Here is a 20,207-nt window from a genome sequence, read left to right as displayed (position 1 = left end):
TACTCGTCATCGCCAAGCGCGTTGATCCCCGCCTCCGCACGATGGAGGTATTCGCGCGGGCCCCAAGCCCCTCCTCCGGAGTGCGACCCCGGCGCGACGGGGTCAAAGCTTGTCGACCGGGGCGTGCCGGAGCACCAGCCACATGGTCTGATCGCCGAAGTCGATCTGCGCCCGGGCACCCGGGCCGTGCCCCTCGACGGCGAGCACCCGCCCCAACCCGTACCGCTGATGATTGACCCGGTCGCCCGCGGACACCTTCGGCCCCTGCGGCAGCTCGCTGGCCGTGGTCAGCCGGCTGGCGTCCACGCCGAGCCGCTGGGCCAGTTGCGCCGCCTTCGGGGTGCCGCCGGTGAAATTGCCACGGCCGCCGGGCGCGCGGTCCGCACGGCCGCCGACGCCGCCGCCCCCGCCAGCCCACGAGGTGTACGACCCCTCGGTGCGCTCCCAGTGCACCAACTCGGTCGGCAGCTCCTCCAGGAAGCGCGACGGCGGGTTGTAGGACGGCTGCCCCCAGGCCGAGCGGGTCACCGCCCGGGAGAGGTAGAGCCGCTGTCGGGCGCGGGTGATGCCGACGTACGCCAGCCGGCGCTCCTCCTCCAACTCGCGGGTGTCGCCCAGCGAGCGTAGGTGCGGGAAGACGCCGTCCTCCAGCCCGGTCAGGAAGACCACCGGGAATTCCAGCCCCTTGGCGGTGTGCAACGTCATCAGGGTGACCACGCCCTGGTGGTCGGGGTCGTCGGAGGGGATCTGGTCAGCGTCGGCGACCAGCGCCACCTGCTCCAGGAAGCCGGCCAGGGTGGCCCGCTCCCCCTCCTCGCCCAGCGCCTCGATCCGCTCGGTGTACTCGCGGGCGACACTGACCAACTCCTGGAGGTTGTCCACCCGGCCGGCGTCCTGCGGGTCGAGGCTCTCCTCCAGCTCGGTGAGGTAGCCGGAGCGGGTCAGCAGCGCCTCCAGCACCTCCTCCGGGGTGCCGGTCTCGGCCAGCTCGCGGGCGCCGTCGAGCAGCGCCACGAAGTCGGCGATGCCGTTGGCCGCCCGGCTGGAGATGCCCGGCGCCTCCCGGGCCCGGCGCAGCGCCGCACCGAAAGAGATCCGATCGCGGCTGGACAGCGCCTCGACACACGCCTCGGCGCGGTCGCCGATCCCCCGGCGCGGGGTGTTGAGCACCCGCCGCAGGCTCACCGTGTCGTCGTCGTTGACCACCGAACGCAGGTACGCCAGCGCGTCGCGGACCTCCTTGCGTTCGTAGAAGCGCACCCCGCCGACCACCTTGTAGGGCAGGCCGACCCGGATGAACACCTCCTCGAAGACCCGGGACTGGGCGTTGGTGCGGTAGAAGACCGCGACGTCGCCGGGGCGGGTCTCGTCGGCGTCGACCAGCCGGTCGATCTCCCGGGCCACCCAGTCGGCCTCGGCGTGCTCGGTGTCGGCCACGTAGCCGACGATCTGCTCGCCGGCGCCGGCCTCACTCCACAGCCGCTTGGGTTTGCGGGAGGTGTTGCGGTCGATCACCGCGTTGGCCGCGTTGAGGATGGTCTGGGTGGAGCGGTAGTTCTGCTCCAGCAGGATCGTCCGGGCGTCGGTGAAGTCCCGTTCGAACTCCAGGATGTTGCGGATCGTCGCACCCCGGAACGCGTAGATCGACTGGTCGGCGTCGCCGACCACGCACAGCTCGGCGGGCTCCAGCCCGTCGGTGCCGGAGACCAGTTCCTTGATCAGGACGTACTGGGCGTGGTTGGTGTCCTGGTACTCGTCCACCAGCACGTGCCGGAACCGCCGGCGGTAGCTCTCCGCGACGTGCGGGTGGGACTGGAGCAGGTGCACCGTGGTCATGATCAGGTCGTCGAAGTCCAGGGCGTGTGCCTCACGCAGCCGGCGCTGGTAGAGCGTGTACGCCTCGGCCAACGCCCGCTCGTTGGGCCCGGTGGCCCGCGCCGCGAACTGCTCCGGGTCGACCAGCTCGTTCTTCAGGTTGGAGACCTGGGCGGCCAGCCCCCGCGCCGGGTAGCGCTTCGGGTCGAGATCCAGCTCGCGGGTCACCAACTGCATCAGCCGGCGGGAGTCGTCCGCGTCGTAGATCGAGAACGTCGACTTGAGGCCGGCGTGCTCGTGCTCGGCACGCAGGATCCGCACGCAGGCCGAGTGGAACGTCGACACCCACATCAGGCGGGCCCGGGGGCCCACCAACGCGGCGACGCGCTCCTTCATCTCGCCGGCGGCCTTGTTGGTGAAGGTGATCGCGATGATCTCACCGGGGTGCACGTCCCGCGCGGCGAGCAGGTAGGCGATCCGGTGCGTGAGCACCCGGGTCTTGCCGGACCCGGCGCCGGCCACGATCAGCAGCGGCGAGCCGGCATGGCTGACGGCGTCGCCCTGCGGCCCGTTAAGCCCGGCGAGCAACTGCTGCGGATCGAGGCGCGCGGCGGCCGCCCCGGGTCGGTGCGGGCGGGCCGGCGCGGACTCCGGCGCAGGCGGGGACGCGGGGATGTCGAAGAGAGGATGCATCGCCCGACAAGTCTATGCCGCCGGCCGGACACTGCGCCTCTGGCGCTCAGCAGCTCGTGCCGACGGCGCGCACCCCCACCCCGTACGCCCACCGGTGAGAAAGGTGCCCTTCGCGACGCGGAATGCTTGCGCACCCGGCAACGACGTGGGCATACTCGTCGACGTGATCGCTGCGCGCTACTACTTTTACTATGGCACCGGGAGTCCGGCTGCCGTAGGTCGCGCCTGATCGATTCAGACCTGCTAAAGCCCCGGGCTCCTGGAGTCCGGGGCTTTTCCGTCCCAGGTTCCGGGCACCGGGCACCACAGTGCGAGAGGTACCCGATGATGACAGACGTGATGGAGCAGAGCGGCAGCCCGATCCGACCGGGGCAGCCCGCGGCGCAGGGAGCGGAGCCGACGGTGGCCACACCGCCGACGGGTGGCGACGCCGAGCCGGCCGAGCAGCAGACCGGCACCCAGGAGCCGTCCGCCTCAGCGCGGATCGTGCAGATCAGGGAACGGATCGACGAGATCGACCACGCGTTGATCACGCTCTGGCAGGAGCGGGCCGCGTTGTCCCAGGAGGTCGGGGTGACCCGGATGGCGTCCGGTGGGACCCGCCTGGTGCTCTCCCGGGAACGGGAGATCCTGGAGCGGTTCCGGGTCGCGCTCGGTGCCGACGGCACCCAGTTGGCCCTGCTGCTGCTCCGCGCGGGCCGCGGCCCGCTGTGAGCCACACCGGCCCGCGGTTGAGTCACCCGGCCCACTGACCCCGTGAGGTGCGGCACCGCACCCGGCGGATCCGGGTCACGGACAGACGAAACCGCCTGCCGTCGTCGTGGCGACGGCGGCAGGCGGTTTCGGTGACTCACGCCTCGTGGGTTACGACGATCTCGCGCTTCTCCGCGAAGTGGCAGGCGCTCGGGTGGTCCGAGTCCCGACGGATCTCCAGCAGCGGGACCTGCTCGGCGCAGACGTCCTGCGCCTTCCAGCAGCGGGTCCGGAACCGGCAGCCCGAGGGCGGGCTGATCGGCGACGGCACGTCACCCGTGAGCCGGATGATCGTCTTGTTGTTCCGCTGGGTCGGGTCCGGCACCGGCACCGCGGAGAGCAGCGCCTGGGTGTACGGGTGGGTCGGTCGCTCGTAGATCTCGTCCTCGGTACCGATCTCGACGATCTTGCCGAGGTACATCACCGCGACCCGGTCCGAGAGGTGGCGGACCACCGACAGGTCGTGCGCGATGAAGACGTACGAGAGGCCGAACTCGCCCTGCAACTGCTCCAGCAGGTTCATGACCTGGGCCTGGATGGAGACGTCCAGCGCCGACACCGGCTCGTCGCAGACGATGATCTCTGGCCGCAGCGCGAGCGCGCGGGCGATGCCGATGCGCTGACGCTGACCGCCGGAGAACTGGTGCGGGTACCTGTTGATGTGCTCCGGGTTGAGCCCGACCAGGTCGAGCAGCTCGCGGACCTTGGCCCGGCGGCTGCCCTTCGGCGCCACCTCCGGGTGGATCTCGAACGGCTCACCGAGCAGGTCACCGACGGTCATCCGCGGGTTCAGCGAGGTGTACGGGTCCTGCATGACCAGCTGGATCTGCCGGCGCAGACGCCGCAGCGCCCCACCGGACAGCTTCGAGATGTCCTGGCCCTTGTAGACCACGTTGCCGGCGGTCGGCTTCTCCAGGTTCATCAGCACCCGGGCGAGCGTCGACTTACCGCAGCCGGACTCGCCGACCACACCGAGCGTCTCACCGGAGCGCAGTCCGAACGAGACCCCGTCGACCGCCTTGACCTGACCGACGGTCTTCTTGAACACCACACCCTGGGTGACGGGGTAGTGCTTGACCAGGTCATTGACCTCGAGGATGTTCTCAGACACGGTTCACCAGCTCCTCGGCGAAGTGGCAGGCGCTGGCTCGGGCGGGGCCGACCTGCAGCAGCGGCGGGACCTTCTCCCGGCACACCGGCTGAGCCATCGGGCACCGCGGGTTGAACGGGCAGCCCGGCGGGATGTTCATCAGGTTCGGCGGGAGGCCCTTGATGGTCCGGAGCTGCTGCCCCTTCTCGTCGAGGCGCGGGATCGAGTCGATCAGACCCAGCGTGTACGGGTGCGCCGGCTTGGCGTACAGCTCGTACACGTCGGCTTCCTCGACGATCCGGCCCGCGTACATGACCGCGATCCGGTCCGCGACGTCGGCAACCACACCGAGGTCGTGGGTGATCAGGATCATGCCCATCTGCCGCTCGCGCTGAAGCTCGGCCAGCAGGTCCATGATCTGGGCCTGCACGGTCACGTCGAGGGCGGTGGTCGGCTCGTCCGCGATCAGCACCTCGGGGTCGAGCGCCAGCGACATCGCGATCATCGCGCGCTGCCGCATACCGCCGGAGAACTGGTGCGGGTAGTTGTTGAACCGGTCCTTGGCGTTCGGGATCTTGACCTGGTCGAGCATGTCGATCGCGCGCTTCTTGGCCTCCGCGCGACCCATGCCCCGCCGGACCCGGAACTGCTCGGCGATCTGGAACCCGACGGTGAAGACGGGGTTCAGAGCGGAGAGCGCGTCCTGGAAGATCATCGCGATGCCCTCGCCGCGGATGCGGCGGCGCTCCTCGTCGGACATGCGGAGCATGTCCTTGCCGTGGAAGCGGACCTGACCACCTGTCACGAAGCCGGGCGGCGTGTCGAGGATGCCCATGATGGTCTGCGCCGTGACGCTCTTACCGGAGCCGGACTCGCCGAGCACGGCGAGGGTCTCCCCCGCGTCGACGTGGTACGTGACCCCGTTGATGACCTTTGCGACGCCGTCCCGGGTACGGAACTCCACCCGCAGGTCGTCGACCTCGAGCAGCCGGCCGGAGGGACGCCCGGACCTGCCGGGCCCCGACGCGGACTGCTCGGACACGAGAATGTCGGACACTGGATATCCCCTAGCGGAGTTTCGGATCGAGGGCCTCGCGGACCGCCTCACCGAGCATCACGAAGCTCAGCACTGCGGTGACGAGGAACGCGGCGGGGAAGAACACCAGCCCCGGCGCGACCCGGACGAACTGCTGCCCACCACTGATCATGATGCCCCAGGAGACCACCGGCGACTTCAGACCGACGCCCAGGAACGACAGGGTGGCCTCGGCGCCGATGAACGAGCCGACCATGATCGTGCCGTAGACCAGCAGCGGGGCCAGGCAGTTCGGCAGCAGGTGCTTGAAGATGATCCGGCCGGTGCCGGCACCCAGCGCGCGGGCCGCCACGATGTAGTCGGCCTCCCTGGTGGCCAGCACCGAGGAGCGCATCAGTCGCATCACGACCGGCCAGCTCAACACGATCAGGGACGCGGTCACCAGGCCCATGATCTTGTTCTTGCTGTTGCCGGATCCCGACCCGTTGAAGGTGGTCAGGATGACGATCGCGCCGAGCACGAAGGGCAGGCCGAAGAAGACGTCGGCGATCCGGCTGAGCAGTGCGTCCACCCAGCCACCGCGGTAGCCGGAGATGATGCCCATCATCCCGCCGATGAGCAGGGTGCCCAGCACGGAGAGCACGGCGACCTGAATGGACGCACGCGCGCCGTAGATGACCCGGGCGTAGACGTCACGGCCCTGCACGTCGTAGCCGAACCAGCCATCGGCGCCCGGCTTGTTCAGGCTGCGGGCCAACTCGCCGTTCTCCGGGTCGCCGCCCGGAGCGAAGAGCGCCGGGAAGGCCGCCATCAGCAGGAAGATCACGATCAGCGTTGCCGAGATCCAGAACAACGGCTTGCGCCGCAGGTCCCGCCAGGCGTCACCGAGCAGACCGCGCGGCTTGTCGTTGCTCTGCGGCTGGCCCGCGGTGGCGGGGGCGGCGGAGTCGGTGGGCTTTGCGCCAGGGGTGCTGACGATCGATGCAGTACTCGGGTCACTCATAACGGATCCTCGGGTCCAGGGCGGCGTAGAGCAGGTCAACCAGCAGGTTCATCACGAGATAGACCAGCACCAGGACGACCACGATGCCTACCACCGTGGCGCTCTCCTTGGTGATGATCGCCCGGAAGACCTGGCGGCCGATCCCGTTGATGCCAAAGATTCCCTCGGTGACGATCGCGCCACCCATCAGGGCACCGAGGTCGGTGCCGAGCAGGGTCACCACCGGGATGAGCGAGTTGCGCAGCAGGTGCACACCCACCACCCGGCGCATCGGCAGGCCCTTGGCGATGGCGGTGCGCACGTAGTCCGCGCGACGGTTCTCCGCGATGCTCGTTCTTGCCACCCGTGCGATGTACGCCACTGACGCGCTGCCGAGCACGAAGCCGGGCACGATCAGCTCGGACCACCGCATCTCCGAGGAGACGGTCGGCTTGATGATGCCCCACTGCACACCCAGCAGCCACTGCAGCACGAAGCCGACCACGAAGACCGGCAGCGCGATCAGGAAGAGGGTGGAGACCAGGACCAGGTTGTCCAGGAAGCCGTTACGCCGCAGACCGCTCAGCACGCCGGCGCCGAGGCCGATGACCGCCTCGATGGCGAGCGCCACGAGAGCCAGCTTCAGCGTGTTCGGGTACGAGGTCAGGATGATGTCGCTGATCTCGCGCTGCGAGAACGTCTGACCGAAGTCGCCCTGGAGCAGATTCTTCATGTAACTGCCGTACTGCACGAAGACGTTCTGGTCGAGGTGGTACTTCTCGGTCATGAAGGCGATGTACTGGTCCGGGCAGCGACGCTCACCGCACTTGCCGGCGAACGGATCGCCCGGAACGGCCCAGACGAGCCAGTAGATCAGGAACGTCGTACCGATGAAGACCGGCACGAGTTGGAGCAGCCGTCTCAACAGATAACGGCCCATGGGGTGGTCCTCCAGACAGGGGGCGCGTCGGACGGCCGACACGGTGGTGACAACGTGCGAGTGGAGTGTTGTAACACCCAATCGCGGAACGGCCCCGGGTCGGGCTCACCGGATGTGGCGAGCCCGACCCGGGGTCAGACCGTTCGGATCAGAGCTCGACCGAGGTGATGTCGATCTCGCCGACGTTGTTCAGCTCGAGCTTCTTGATCTTCTCCGAGTGACCGGACTGCTGGCCGTAGAAGTAGACCGGGATGCTCGGGACGTCCTGGTCGACCTTCTCGACCGCCTTGGCGAACGCCTCGTGCGAGGCCTCCAGGCTCGGAGCGCCGCTGGCCTGCTTGGCGAGGGCGTCGACCTCGGGGTTGCTGTAGAGGCCGTCGTTCGAGGAGCCGCCCGTGATGAACAGCGGGTTGACCCAGTTCTCGACGTCCGGGTAGTCCTGCTGCCAGGCAGCGCGGTACGGGCCGTTCATCTTGTGGGCGTTGATGTTCTGGCGGAACACCGCGAAGGTCGGCACACCCTCGGCCCGAGCGTTGATGCCGAGGTTGGTCTTGACCTGCTGCGCGACGGCGTCCATCCAGTCCTGGTGGGCGGAGTCCGCGTTGTAGTAGAAGACCATCTCACCGCTGAAGCCACCGGCCTCGGCGAGCAGCTGCTTGGCCGTGGCCGGGTCGAACTTGCAGGCGGTGCAGTTGCCCGGCTTGGCGCCCGGGGTCAGCGGGTTCGCCCAGCTGTCGGCCGGCTTGCGGGTGCCGAAGAAGATCTTGTCGGAGATCTCCTGCCGGTTGACCGCCAGCGACACGGCGCGACGCAGCTTCGGGTTCTGGAAGCGCTTGTCGTAGATCGGGAACGCGATGAACGCGGTCGACGGCGTGACGGTCGAGCGGCCCCGGTCACCGAGGTCGGTCTTCCACTTGTCACCGGCGAGCGCCGAGGTGGGGACAACCTCCATGAAGTCGAGGTTGTTGGCCAGCAGATCGGCGTAGGCAGCGTTGTCGTCCTGGTACAGCTTGACGTCGACGTCCTTGACCTTCATCTTGTCGCGAAGGTTGTAGTCGTCGAAGCGCGTCAGCTTGATGAGGGAGTTGTCCTCCCACGACACGAACTTCACCGGGCCGTTGGCGATCGGCTTGCGGCCGAACTCTTCCGGCTTCATGGTGAAGAACACGTCCGGCAGCGGCATGAAGGCGCTGTAGCCGAGCTTGGTCGGGAAGACCGCGGTCGGAGCGGCGAGGGTGACCTCGAAGGTCTGGTCGTCGATGACCTTCAGGCCGGACAGCTTCTCAGCCGTCGGCGCCGGGGCCTTCTGCGGGCCGTCCGGGCCGTCCGGGTCCGAGGTGTAGGTCTTGTCGAAGCCCGCGATGTCCGCGAAGAAGGTGCCGTTCTGCGCGCCGTTCGGCGAGTAGGCGGCCCAGTTCCAGGCGTCGACGAAGTTCTTCGCCTTGACCTCGGTACCGTCGTGGAACTTGGTACCGGCCTTGATCTTGATCGTGAAGACCTTGGAGTCCGTGGTGTTGATGGACTCCGCCAGCGCGTTACGCGGGGCCCCACCGTCGTTCGGGTACTCGACCAGGCCAGTGAAGAGCCAGTCGATGATCTTGCCACCGCCGGTCTCCGTGGTGTTCGACGGGACCAGCGGGTTCTCCGGCTGGACGCCGTGGACAACGATCGAGCCGTCCTTGCTGGCGGCAGCGTCGCCGTCGCCGTCACCGCTCGAGCAACCGCTCGCGACAAGCGCGGCAGCCGCGCTGAGCGCGATCGCGCTCGTCGCCCGCTTCGAGACTCTCATTCCGAGGGGCCTCCTCTTTCTAACCAGGTTCCGTCGTGGGTTTCACGCACGTTTGGGGGTGACACCGCCCGACCACCCCGGGGCGCGGGTCGCCGGGACCACAGGGAAGTTGGGGACACCCCTGATGTTCCGATCCGCCGGGCTCCCCCACCAACGAGGCCTGACACGACGCAATCGACACAGCCACGGGCCGCCGAGATCGGCAGAATCGTGGTCGTGGGGCGTACGGAGTGCCACACACCGATGGTGAGGTGCTGCCACTGTGACACCCACTGGCCGCTTCCGTGAAGGTGCCGTTATCAAGCCGTTAGTTGCCCGCCACGTCGCCGATACTTGAAAAATGATCATAAAGCGGTCGAGGCGGGCGGCACTGAGCAGGAAATACGTTGCGCGACCCGAACAGCCGGCCTCGGCCCGTACGCAAGCACCGGGGTCACCCCCACCCGGCGGGACGTCCGTCACCGCTCATGTTTCGACCCATCCGGATGAGGCCACCTACGGCTACCCGGTCACGATCACCGGCTGGGTGTACGAGGGCGCCCAGGACGTTTCTCTGATCCTCGCCGGTGCCGACGCACCGTCACACCAGCCGGCGATCCGCCGCCCAGCGGGAGAGTTCGTAGCGGTTGGACATCTGAAGCTTGCGCAGCACGTTCGACACGTGCGTCTCCACCGTCTTGATGGAGATGAACAGCTCCTTGGCGATCTCCTTGTACGCGTACCCCCGGGCCAGCAGCCGCAGCACCTCCCGCTCCCGGTTGGTGAGCTGGTCCAGCTCCGGGTCGGCCACCGGCGCGTCCGGCCGGGCCGCGAAGGCGTCCAGCACGAACCCGGCCAGCCGTGGGCTGAACACCGCGTCCCCGTCGGCCACGCGACGGATCGCGGCAGCCAACTCGTCTGGAGAGATGGTCTTGGTGACGTACCCCCGGGCACCGGCACGGATCAGCCCGATCACGTCCTCCGCCGCGTCGGAGACGCTCAACGCGAGGAACTTGACCTGCGGGTGCGTACGCCGCATCGCCTCCAGCACGGCGCGACCGCCGCCGTCGGGCATGTGCACGTCGAGCAGCACCACGTCCGGGCCGACGGCGGCGATCCGGGTGACCGCCTCGGCCACCGTGCTGGCCTCGCCCACCACCTCGACGTGGGCGCCCAACTCCGCGCGCACCCCGGCCCGGAACATGGCGTGGTCGTCCACCAGGAACACCCGCAGCCGCTCGGGGCGGGCATCCGCCGGGTCGAGGTGCTCGGTCGACTGCTCGGCCATGGTCATCTGTTCCTCTCCGCTGCGGACGAGTCCCGGGCGATCGGCAGGATCAACCGGACCTCGGTCCCCTCCCCCGGACCGGACCGGATTTCGGCCCGTCCGCCGTGCCGCTTCATCCGCCCGATGATCGAGCCGCGTACGCCGTGCCGGTGGTCCTCCACGGTATCCGGATCGAAGCCCTTCCCCCGGTCCCGGACGAAGACACTGACCTGATCCGGCTCCACCTCGGCGTAGAGCGACACCGTCTGCACGCCGGCGTGCCGGGCCGCGTTCACCAACGCCTCCCGCGCCGCCGCGACCAGCGCGCCCACCTTCTCGTCGGTCTCCCGGTCCCCCACCACGACCGTCTCCACACTGATCGCGAAGGTGTCCTCGACCTCGGCCGCGGCCTGCTCCAGCGCGGCGGCGAAGCGCTCGCTCGGCGAAGCGGTCGGCTTGTAGAGCCAGTTTCGCAGCGAACGTTCCTGCCCTCGGGCCAGCCGCTGCACCGTCTTGACGTCGCCGGCGTTGCGCTGGATCAGGGCCAAGGTGTGCAGCACCTGGTCGTGCACCATCGCGGCCAGCTCGGCCCGCTCCTGCTCGCGGATGCGCCCCTCGCGCTCCGAGCGGAGCTGGCTGTACGTCCGCCAGAGCACCGGCGCGGCGACCACGCCGACGCCCGCCAGCCCGACCAACGCGAAGATCACGCCATTGATCACCGCGTCGAAGTTCTGCGCTGGCGAGTAGACGGCCGCGACGCCGATGATGCCGACCGCGACCAGCACTCCGCCGCCGATGAACCGGAGCACGAAGGCCCGCCGGTCGCTCTCCTCGACGACCGCGCCGAGCCAGGGCACCGGCATCGCGTCGCCCCACTGTCGCCGCCGCTCCGGCGCGGACTGGTGCCAGATGACCCCGGCGCCGACCGCGATGATGGCCACCAACCACCCGGCGGTGCCCGCCGCGCCGACCGAGTCGAAGACCATCACCTGGATCAACAGGACACCCAGCCCGATCCCCACGAACGGCAGGAGTTGGGCGACGTCCCGCCGGGGCGGCACGGCGGTGTCACCGGGACGCAGCGGCACCACCGCCCAGAAGGCCGCGTAGAGCAGCAGGCCGAGCCCGCTCAGCCCGAGCAGCACCATGAACGCGACGCGCACCCGCAGCACCGAGATGCCGAGGTGGTCGGCGATACCGGCGGCGACGCCGGCGGCCATCCGATGCTCCGGGGCGCGGTAGAGGCGCGGGGGCGGGGTCACGGTGCTGATCGGGGGCTCCCTGGTCACGGTGGCGGACAGGTCGAGGTCGGTGACTCGATCGTCACACGCTGCGGCGTCCGCGACCACGGGGACGCCCCCGACATTCCGGCCGCCGGATCTCAGGGTGGGGTCAGGGTCGGGTCCTGAGGTCGTTCGGGTGGACCGGGCAGCAGGATCGAAGCATGACCGAGGAAGCTGCCCCGCCGCCCCGACCGGGGTCGGCACAGCCGGGCGGTTCAGCACCGCCCCCGCCCACCACCACGCCCACCGAATGGACCGAGCCCCGCACGTTCAGCCCGCAGGTCGGCACCGACGCGACCGCCGGCACCGCGCCCGGCGATCCGGCCGACGGCTACGGGCCGCCCCCGGCGGGCTACGGCCCAGGCCCGGGGTTCGCGGCGGGCACCGGCTACGGCCCGGGCGGCACGGTCCCCGGGCCGGGTGGTCCCGGTCCGTCCGCGCCGCCACCGCCGCTGGGCGGCACCGGCTTCACCTCCCGGTACGGGCTGGTGCGGCCGCGCGAGGGGCGGTATCTGGCCGGCGTCTGCGCGGCGATCGGGCGCGCCACCAACACCGATCCGGTGCTCTGGCGGGTGCTGCTCGCGGTGCTCGGGTTCTTCGGGGGCATCGGCATCCTGGTGTACGTCGCCGCCTGGCTGATCATCCCGAACGAGGGCGACACCGCGTCCCCCGTCGAGTCCATGCTCGGTCGTGGTCGCTCCAGCATGTCGCCGGTGACGGTGATCGTCCTGGGCATCCTGGTCGCGGCCAGCTTCGCGTACATCGTCACCGACGCCTTCCGCGCGGTGCTGCTCGGCGCGGCCATCCTGGTCGCCGGTGCGCTCCTGCTCAACCGGGATGGCCGCAACCAACGGCCCGGCACCCCGGGCGGCCCGCCGCCCGGCGCACCGTCCGGCAACCCGGCCGGCCCCGTCGTCCCGCCGGTGACCTGGCCCGCACCGTCGTACGGCCCGGCACCGTCGACCGGCCCGGCGGCGACCCCGCCGATGTTCAGCACCGGTCCGGGGTACGCCACCGCGACGGGGTCGGCGCCCACCGTCACCATCCCGGCGTACGACGCGCCGCCGACCAGCGCGGCGCAGCCGGTGTCGGGGGTGGGCCCGGTGTCCGGTCAACCGGCCGGCGCGACGGCTGCCCAGCCCGGCTGGCCGAGCACCGCGATGTCCAGCGCCGGCTGGCCGTCGGCCCCGGTCAGCAGCGCACCCGCTGCCCCGGCCGGCTATCCGACCGCCCCGCCGCCCTCCGGCTACCGCCCCCCGTTCGCGCCACACGGCCCGTACGCTTCGCCGACCCCGCCGCCGCCTCCTGCGCCCAAGCCACCGAAGCCGCCGAAGCGCCCCAAGGAGCGGTCGCCGCTCGGCGCGGTGACCTTCTCGCTGATCTTCCTGGTGCTCGGTCTGGTCGCCCTGCTCGACCTGCTGGACGTCTTCACCATCAGCGCCTCGGCGTACTTCGCGGCCGCGTTGGCCACGATCGCGCTGGGGCTGCTGGTCGGCACCTGGTTCGGTCGGGCCCGGTGGCTCATCGCGCTCGGTCTGGTGACCGCGGCGGCACTGGGCACGGCGACCGTCGCCGAGTCCTACGACCGGATCCGGGGGGTCGACGGCGCGGTGACCTGGGCACCCACCGACTACCGCGACCTGGCCGACCGGTACGAGAACAGCTTCGGTGACGCCGTGCTCGACCTGCGCGGGCTCGACTTCGCGAAACGGGACAGTCAGGTGACCGTGGCCGTCAACTTCGGCCAGGCGACAGTGGTCGTGCCGCCGAACGTGGACGTCACCACCGTGGCCGACGTCAACGCGGGTGACGCCACCATCTTCGGCAACCGCTCCGGCGGGCTGGACGGCCGGCTGCGGGAATCCACCGACGTCGGTGCGGACGGGCCCGGCGGCGGGACCCTGCGCCTCTACATCCATGTCAATGCCGGCAACCTGGAGGTGACCCGGTGAAGGCTCACCGCACGGATCTGGTGTCGTTCGCCTTCGGGCTCGTGTTCCTGGCGCTGTCCGCCTGGTGGCTGCTCGCCCAACTGCTCGGGCTCGCGCTGCCGCCGGTCGGCTGGTTCCTGGCCGGCGCACTCATCCTGATCGGGGTCTTCGGGCTGGTCGGCGCACTGCGCTCGGGTCGGCCGAGCCAGCCGGAGCCGGCCGCCGAGGCCGGTGCCGCCGATGCCGTCGCGCCCGTCTCCGGCACGTCCGTCGCCGGTGCGCCCATCTCCGGTGCGCCCGTGCCGGTCTCCGGTGCCGCCACGTCCACCTCCGGCACGGCCCTGCCGGTCTGGGAAGCCGAACGACCCACCTGGGACATCCCCTCCTCGGACCCGACGCTCAGCTCGGATCGGACGCTCAGCTCGGACCCAACGCTTTCCTCGGAGCCGACGCTTTCCTCGGACCGGACGCTGGAGACGCCGACCACCGAGGTGCGGGCGGAGGCCGCGCCAACCACCGACGTGATCCACCCGGCCTGGCTGGCACACCAGCCGTCGGAGCCGCCGACCGAGCCCATCCCGGGCCAACCCGGCAACGCGGACGAGGAGGCGACCATCGGGAACCTCGCCCGCCCGGCGTCCTCCGAGGGGGACGAGCCGACCCGGTCCAACCAACCGGTCGAGGCCGTCGGCGACCCGGCGGGCGACGAGCGGGAGGGTCCGCGCAGGGAAGCCTGACCTCGGGCGTCCGTCCGCGTCGGTCCACCGCAGCCCCACGGCGGTGCGGCCGGCGCGGACGGCCGCATATGCTGGCCGGTGGAGATCTCGCCTCCGCCGGCCGGCCCGTCCCGCCCATGGCGGTCCCGCCGCGATTCCCGTCTCTACCCCCGTCAGGAGCCCGCCCGACATGACCCAGTCCCCCGCCGTGCGTACCACCGGCCGGTCCGGTCCGGTCCGCATCGGCGAGCGAGCCGCCCGTACCCTCGTCGCCGAGCTGGCCCGGATCAACGACGCCAAGGCCGCCCTACTGGTCGGGGTGACCCCGGACTCCGCTGTGCTGGCCGCGGCGATCGAGGCACTGCTCCCCGGTGACCGGCTCACCGTGGTGCCCGCCGAGCCGTTCGGCGCTGCTGCGCTCCGCGAGCACGTCACCGCCCAGGGCCGCTGGGTCGCCGACCGGGTGAGCGTCGTCGACTCGCTGGCCGAAGCCGAGGCCGCCGAGGTCGTCATCGCCGGTGAGGTGTTCACCGGCACCGCCGAGGCGACCCGCAGCGGCGTCGAGGGGTTGGCGAAGTACCTGGCCGACGGGGCGGTGCTGAGCGTGGCGACCGTCGCCGCGCCCGGCCGGACCGAGGGCGCCGCCGCCGAGCTGGCCCGACAGGACGCCCTGTACGGCGTCGGTGCCGACCTGGTGCTGCGCAACTCGCCACCGGTGCGGATCTTCCGACTGCGGTTCACTCCGGCCAGCCCGGCTTCGGCCGACAGCCTGACCCCCGCGTACCGGCCGTCGAGTGTGCCGCTGACCCGGGGCATGCACATCGACTCCAACGGCGTGGCGGCGGCGGGCATCGCGCTGGGCCTCGCGGCGCTGGCCCGGGTGACGCGCCCGTCGTCCAAGCTGTGGCTGCTGCCGGCCCTGGCCGCCGGGCCGGTCGCCGCGTTCTTCCGGGATCCCGAGCGGGACGTTCCGGAGGACCCGAGCGCCGTGGTGGCCAGCGCGGACGGCAAGGTCCTGTCGGTGCAGCGGCTGCACGACGAGCGCTTCGGCGACGGCGAGTGGCTGCGGATCGCGGTGTTCCTGTCGGTGCTGGACGTGCACGTCAACCGCGCCCCGGTCGCCGGCAAGGTGGTGGACTACTTCGTCGCCGACGGCGGCTTCGTCAACGCCATGAAGCCGGACGCCGAGCACAACGTCGCCGCGTACACCGTGCTGGACACCGCTCGCGGCACGGTGGTGGTCGCGCAGCGCACCGGGCTGATCGCCCGCCGGATCGTGCAGCGCGCGCCGATCGGCGCGCTGCTGGCCAAGGGCGAGCGCTTCGGGCTGATCCGGTTCGGCTCCCGGACCGACGTCTACCTGCCCGCCGAGGCCGCGGACCCGCTGGTGGGGCCGGGCGACAAGGTGGTCGGGGGGTCCACGGTCATCGCCCGCTGGCGCTGACCCGCGAACGAGGAACGGGGCGCCGCTGTCCGCGGCGCCCCGTTCTGTCTGCTTACCTCAGGCGGTACGACGCTGCCGCAGCCAGAGAACCGGCCCGCTGACCAGGTAGCCCACCACGATCAGGGCGAACGTGAGCCGGATGTCGACCAGCGCGCCGATCACCGGAGCCAACCAGAGCCACGGCGGCAGCTTCACCAGCCGGGCGAGCTTGGCGTATGGGAAGCTCGACACCATCGCGAAGGCCAGCAGTGCCACCCCGGCGACCAGCACGGCACCGGGCACCGGCAGGCCGATCGCCACGGTCACTGCGAGCACCGCGGCCGCCATGGTGGTGGGCACCCCGCAGAAGAACCGGCCGTCCTTCGGCGAGACGTTGAAGCGGGCCAGTCGAATCGCGGCACACGCCGCGACCAGGGCGCACGCCACCGCCGCCGCTGCCGTGGAGACGGAGCCGGCGAGCGAGGCGTAGACCACGACCGGCGCGGCGAGACCGAACGAGCACATGTCGGCCAGGGAGTCCATCTGCGCGCCGAACGGGCTGGCCACACCGAGCCGTCGGGCCAGCGCGCCGTCCAGACCGTCGAAGGCGACGCAGGCGATCAGGCAGAGCGCGGCGATGCGTACCTCGCCCTGCATGGCCAGGAAGATGGCCAGCATGCCGAGCATCAGGCTGGCCAGCGTGCAGGCATTGACCAGGCCGAACTTCATTCGGCGGGCGATGGTGCGCTCGCCGGGGAGCAGCGGGATCGGGCGGGCCTCGTCGACCTGCGCCATCGGCGGCATCGCCGGGCTGACCGGCATGACCGCATCGATGTCGGCTCGGTCCAGGCCCAGTGTCGGGTCCACACCCAGTGTCGGCCGGCTGAGCCGGTCCAGGCCGTAGCGACGGCGCTGCCGATCGGCGTACCGGTGCTCGGTCGGGGCCAGGTCAGTCGGGTGCAGGTCGCCGTCGCGGCGACCGACCCGGACCAACAGCACCTGGCGGGCGAACGTGCTGCTGCGGCGCAACCGGCCCGCCCAGCGACGCCCTGCGGGGCGCGGACTGTCAGTAGTACGACGCCGGCGCCATGGGGCTCTCGGCACGTTTCCTCCATCACCGGATCTGCTGGCCGCCATGTGGCGGGTGTCCGGCTGTCTCGTGCCGGACCTTGCATGGCCCGGCAGCCGTTTTGCGGAGTACACCATCGCATAGGGGAACATGGCTTGGCGATAGCTGCCGGCGGTACTTATATCTGGCTTAAACCGCTCGAACCGCTCGCTTGTTCCCATCCCGGGCGTCATCGCCCGTTTCCTCCATCATTCCCGCCTTTGACTGTACCGGAGGGTCACCAGGTCGGCTCACCGAGCGGGGTGCTATCGGCCACTCTGTCCGATTGCCACGGCAGCGATGTCGCTCAACGGCAGGTCAACCGCCTCGGCCCGGGTGAACCACCCCGCCCGCGCCGTCGACCCTCCGCCGGACTCGGTGACCACGGCGTCGGTAGGTACGTCCACCAGCACCCGATAGATCACCCGTACGCCATGCCAGTCCAAAGGCCGACCCTCCGGGCCCAGTGCGGCGGGATTGTGCAGGTTGTTGACGCCAAGGAGCTCCACCACCCGGCCCACCTGCCCGCCCTCCTCGACCAACTCCCGGAGCAACCCGGTGGCCGGCTGCTCACCGTGATCGGTGCCACCGCCGGGCAGGTGCCACAGGCCGGCCCCCGGATAGCCCGCCGCGATCTGCGTGAGCAGAATCCGCCCAGCCGGGTCGGTGACCAGCCCGTACGCCCCAAAGCGCAGCCGACGGTCGGGGTGCGGCGGCGGAAACGGATCCCCCGACCGGTGTGTCCCGGCCGGCAACGGGGTGAGCGGCAGACCGAGCGCCTCGGCGGTGAACGGGGTCAGCGGCAGCCGCGCCACCTTCGCCAGCGAAAGCCAGCAAGCCTGATCAACCTGATCACCCCCGCCGCCCCGCAACCCGCTCTCCGGCCTTGCGCTCTCGGGCAGTGCGTCGTGGGGCGCGCTGAGCTCGAACAACAGCCGGTCGGTGTGCAGCGCGACCTTGTCCTCCGGAAAGGTGACCACATCGGCGACCACCTGGAGTAGTCGCGTCACCGCGACCGTCAGCCCGGCCTGTTCGGCGACCGCGCGGACCACAGCGCGCTCCGGGTCCTCCGCATGCGCGACGGCACCGCCCGGCAACCGCCAGACCCCCGGAAACTCACCCTCCACCCCGTCCCGAACCACCAAGACCCGGCCCGAATCCCGCAAAAGTCCGTACGCCCCGACTCGCCGCGTAAGTTGCACCGTTGCTCATCCCCCGCTTCGCACCCCGGCCCGTTGATCATGAAGTTATCGCCATCCATCTCGCGCCCTGACGATAACGTCATGATCAATCCGGGACAGCGCGCGGGAATACCCGCAGAGCTGGCAAGCCGGGGCGCTCGGACTGAGGTAGCCAACCACGCAGCGGCCGATTTCCACCGGCAGGAACGATTTCGCCTGGTCTGCCAGTGTGCCCGCTTCGCTCCATTAGCCCTCATTGTGGAGTCCATTCGCGTCACGCCGGCCAGAACGAACGGTGATCAACTCGGCTTCACGAAAGGCGCGGTATCCCAGCGCCCGGGATACCGCCTATTCATGGAATGCGAGTTGATCAGAGGCCGGAGGGCACAGGCGCAGGTCGCCGGCGACACACCTGTCGCGGGCCACCCGACTCCGGTTCTGGGCCACCCGACTCCGGCCACTTTCCCAACACGCACCAAACGGGCGCGGGGGTCGTGCGCCCACAAAATGACCCTGATCCAGCTCGCGCCGAGAAGCTACGTGCGCGCTCGAGGCAGGGCCGGGGCCCCGCCTAGGCGTAATGGCGCGCCCACTTGAGGCATGGCCAGCGCTCCCGCCTGCGCGTGATGCGCCCGCCCACTTGAGGCACGCGGGTGACCCCGGTAACCGGCGGCACCCGCCGACAGCACATGCCCGAACCTGGACACCGTCGACGGCGCGCTGGGCCGCCCGGCCAACCGGGCAGACCGGTCGGGGTCAGGTGAGCTGGGCTGCTTGGACTGCTTCGGCGGTCACCTCGGTGAGGCGGTCGGTGGGGAGAGCGCCCAGCTCCTCGCGGGCGAACCAGCGGGCCTCGCAGGTGGAGCCACCCACGTCGGCCACGGTCAGTGGGTTGGGCTGGTCGACGACGACCCGGTAGAAGGCGCGTACGCCGTGCCAGTCGATGGGGTAGCCCTCGGGGCCGAGCGAGGCGGCGTCGCGGTGGCTGGCGACTCCAAGCAGTTCGACGAGGCGGCCGGCCTGGCCGGTCTCCTCGATCAACTCTCGGATCAGGGCCGCGCCGGGCTGCTCGCCGTAGTCGGTGCCGCCGCCGGGCAGGTGCCAGCAGCCGGCGCCCGGGTAGCCGTCGGAGATGCGGGTGAGGAGCACCCGGCCGGCGGGGTCGGTGCAGACCGCGTACGCGGCGAAGCGCTGGGCCCGGTGCAGCCCGTCGGGGCCGGGCACGGCGTAGAAGGAGGGGAATTCGGGGGCCTCGTCGGGCACCACGTCGGCCGAGGAGGCGGGCAGCCCGAGGGCGCGTGCGGTGAACGAGCGCAGCGGCAGTTCGCGCGCCTCGTCGAGGGTGTACCACCGGGCCAGGTCGGTGGGGCGTTCGCCGACCCGGTCCGCGAGGGTGCCGCCGCGCACGGCCACCTGGTAGATCAGGCGGTCGGTGTGGATGGTGATGCCGCGGTCCGGGAGTGCCCGCATGTCGGCGAGCACGTCGACCAGGCCGGAGACGGCGACCGAGAGGCCGGTTTCGGCGGCGGTCTCGCGAACGACCGTGTGGTTCGGGTCCTCGCCGTGGTCGACCGCCCCGCCGGGCAGCGACCACGCGCCGGGGGTGCCGGAGCGCTCCGATGCGCGGACCAGCAAGACTCGGCCGCTTGAATCAGCACAAACTGCGTATGCCGCGATCCTGCGGAGCGGCTTCAGCAAGGTGGTCACGGAAGCAAATTCTCCCCGGGCCGGGTTACCGGAACGGAAAAGAGTCGGATTCCTGACTGTCCGGCCCCGATCAGGGATTGGTCAGGGTAATGATCCGGGCGGTCACCGAGGGCAGGCCGGGCGCCAGCGCGGACCGTGGGGGTATGACATCGACCACCGCTCCCCGCGCCCCGTACAAGCAGCTTCGGCGACCCACCACCGACCGCATGGTCGCGGGGGTCGCCAGCGGCGTCGGCCGCTACTTCGCCGTCGACCCCACCCTGGTCCGGGTGATCTTCGCGGTCACCGGACTGCTCACCGGCGGGCTCGCGCTGTTCGCGTACCCGATCATGTGGTTCCTGATGCCGGAGGAGCCCAGCGGCGCGCCGGCCTGGCCGCACGCCGCGGGCGTCGCGCCGCAGAACGGCCCGCCGCCCACCGCCGGGCCCGCGCCCGGCGGACCACCGCAGGGGTACGCCCCGACGCCGCCCTACCCGCCGACGACCCCGTCCAGCCCGCCGCCGGTCGCCTGAGC

Annotated in this window: 15 protein-coding genes and 1 pseudogene; 5 read left to right on the top strand and 11 right to left on the bottom strand. The window is 70.7% G+C overall.

Features of this window, described 5'->3' with window-relative positions; genetic code table 11:
• Positions 1-102: 102 nt before the first annotated feature.
• A complete protein-coding gene (gene pcrA / locus AC5L30_RS19585; protein ID WP_494868956.1) occupies positions 103-2,508 on the bottom strand; it encodes a DNA helicase PcrA in 2,406 nt (801 codons plus the stop codon).
• Between the two features lie 324 nt (positions 2,509-2,832).
• Between pcrA and AC5L30_RS19580 the strand changes: the two genes are divergently transcribed.
• Positions 2,833-3,222 carry a chorismate mutase gene (locus tag AC5L30_RS19580; RefSeq protein ID WP_494868955.1) on the top strand — a complete coding sequence of 130 codons (390 nt, stop codon included), beginning with the start codon at positions 2,833-2,835 and terminating at the stop codon, positions 3,220-3,222.
• Positions 3,223-3,358: 136 nt separating this feature from the next.
• Here AC5L30_RS19580 and AC5L30_RS19575 read toward each other — a convergent pair whose 3' ends face one another.
• The 7 genes from AC5L30_RS19575 to AC5L30_RS19545 form a co-directional block, all read right to left on the bottom strand.
• Positions 3,359-4,372, bottom strand: a complete 1,014-nt coding sequence (locus AC5L30_RS19575; protein WP_494868953.1) for an ABC transporter ATP-binding protein — start codon at positions 4,370-4,372, stop codon at positions 3,359-3,361.
• Complete coding sequence (locus AC5L30_RS19570) at positions 4,365-5,393, bottom strand: ABC transporter ATP-binding protein (RefSeq protein WP_494869186.1); 1,029 nt, start codon at positions 5,391-5,393, stop codon at positions 4,365-4,367. The genes AC5L30_RS19575 and AC5L30_RS19570 overlap by 8 nt, the downstream gene beginning before the upstream one ends.
• A gap of 25 nt (positions 5,394-5,418) precedes the next feature.
• Entirely contained in the window at positions 5,419-6,390 is a 972-nt protein-coding gene (locus AC5L30_RS19565) for an ABC transporter permease (protein WP_494868951.1), read from the bottom strand.
• On the bottom strand, positions 6,383-7,309 hold the full coding sequence (locus tag AC5L30_RS19560; protein ID WP_494868950.1) for an ABC transporter permease: 927 nt from the start codon (positions 7,307-7,309) through the stop codon (positions 6,383-6,385). Before AC5L30_RS19560 ends, AC5L30_RS19565 begins: the two co-directional genes overlap by 8 nt.
• A gap of 148 nt (positions 7,310-7,457) precedes the next feature.
• On the bottom strand, positions 7,458-9,098 hold the full coding sequence (locus AC5L30_RS19555; protein ID WP_494868949.1) for a peptide ABC transporter substrate-binding protein: 1,641 nt from the start codon (positions 9,096-9,098) through the stop codon (positions 7,458-7,460).
• A gap of 580 nt (positions 9,099-9,678) precedes the next feature.
• Positions 9,679-10,365 (bottom strand): response regulator, encoded by a 687-nt coding sequence (locus AC5L30_RS19550; RefSeq protein WP_030337843.1) that lies wholly within the window; start codon positions 10,363-10,365, stop codon positions 9,679-9,681.
• Positions 10,366-10,367: 2 nt separating this feature from the next.
• Positions 10,368-11,633, bottom strand: a complete 1,266-nt coding sequence (locus tag AC5L30_RS19545) for a PspC domain-containing protein (RefSeq protein WP_494869184.1) — start codon at positions 11,631-11,633, stop codon at positions 10,368-10,370.
• A 155-nt stretch (positions 11,634-11,788) separates the two neighbouring features.
• Here AC5L30_RS19545 and AC5L30_RS19540 point away from each other — a divergent pair, with 155 nt between their 5' ends.
• The 3 genes and pseudogenes from AC5L30_RS19540 to AC5L30_RS19530 all read left to right on the top strand — a co-directional run bounded on the left by AC5L30_RS19540 (position 11,789) and on the right by AC5L30_RS19530 (position 15,718).
• The gene (locus tag AC5L30_RS19540; protein ID WP_494868947.1) at positions 11,789-13,579 is read left to right on the top strand and encodes a PspC domain-containing protein; all 1,791 of its coding nucleotides are present in this window, start codon (positions 11,789-11,791) and stop codon (positions 13,577-13,579) included.
• Positions 13,576-13,824, top strand: a pseudogene (locus AC5L30_RS19535) (hypothetical protein); the annotation flags it as partial. The gene AC5L30_RS19540 and the pseudogene AC5L30_RS19535, both read left to right, overlap by 4 nt.
• Before the next feature lie 640 nt (positions 13,825-14,464).
• Positions 14,465-15,718, top strand: a complete 1,254-nt coding sequence (locus AC5L30_RS19530) for a phosphatidylserine decarboxylase (RefSeq protein WP_494868946.1) — start codon at positions 14,465-14,467, stop codon at positions 15,716-15,718.
• A gap of 57 nt (positions 15,719-15,775) precedes the next feature.
• Here AC5L30_RS19530 and AC5L30_RS19525 read toward each other — a convergent pair whose 3' ends face one another.
• The 3 genes from AC5L30_RS19525 to AC5L30_RS19515 form a co-directional block, all read right to left on the bottom strand.
• The gene (locus AC5L30_RS19525) at positions 15,776-16,726 is read right to left on the bottom strand and encodes a CDP-alcohol phosphatidyltransferase family protein (RefSeq protein WP_494868945.1); all 951 of its coding nucleotides are present in this window, start codon (positions 16,724-16,726) and stop codon (positions 15,776-15,778) included.
• A gap of 345 nt (positions 16,727-17,071) precedes the next feature.
• Complete coding sequence (locus AC5L30_RS19520) at positions 17,072-18,007, bottom strand: NUDIX hydrolase (RefSeq protein WP_494868944.1); 936 nt, start codon at positions 18,005-18,007, stop codon at positions 17,072-17,074.
• A 735-nt stretch (positions 18,008-18,742) separates the two neighbouring features.
• Positions 18,743-19,693: an NUDIX hydrolase gene (locus AC5L30_RS19515; protein WP_494868943.1), complete on the bottom strand. Its 951-nt coding sequence runs from the start codon at positions 19,691-19,693 to the stop codon at positions 18,743-18,745.
• 143 nt (positions 19,694-19,836) lie between these two features.
• Here AC5L30_RS19515 and AC5L30_RS19510 point away from each other — a divergent pair, with 143 nt between their 5' ends.
• Positions 19,837-20,205, top strand: a complete 369-nt coding sequence (locus AC5L30_RS19510) for a PspC domain-containing protein (protein ID WP_494868942.1) — start codon at positions 19,837-19,839, stop codon at positions 20,203-20,205.
• Positions 20,206-20,207: the final 2 nt, after the last annotated feature.

The organism is Micromonospora sp. BQ32, assembly GCF_059358895.1.
Note: the sequence above shows the minus strand (reverse complement) of the source record. Positions and strands in the feature narration are given on the sequence as shown.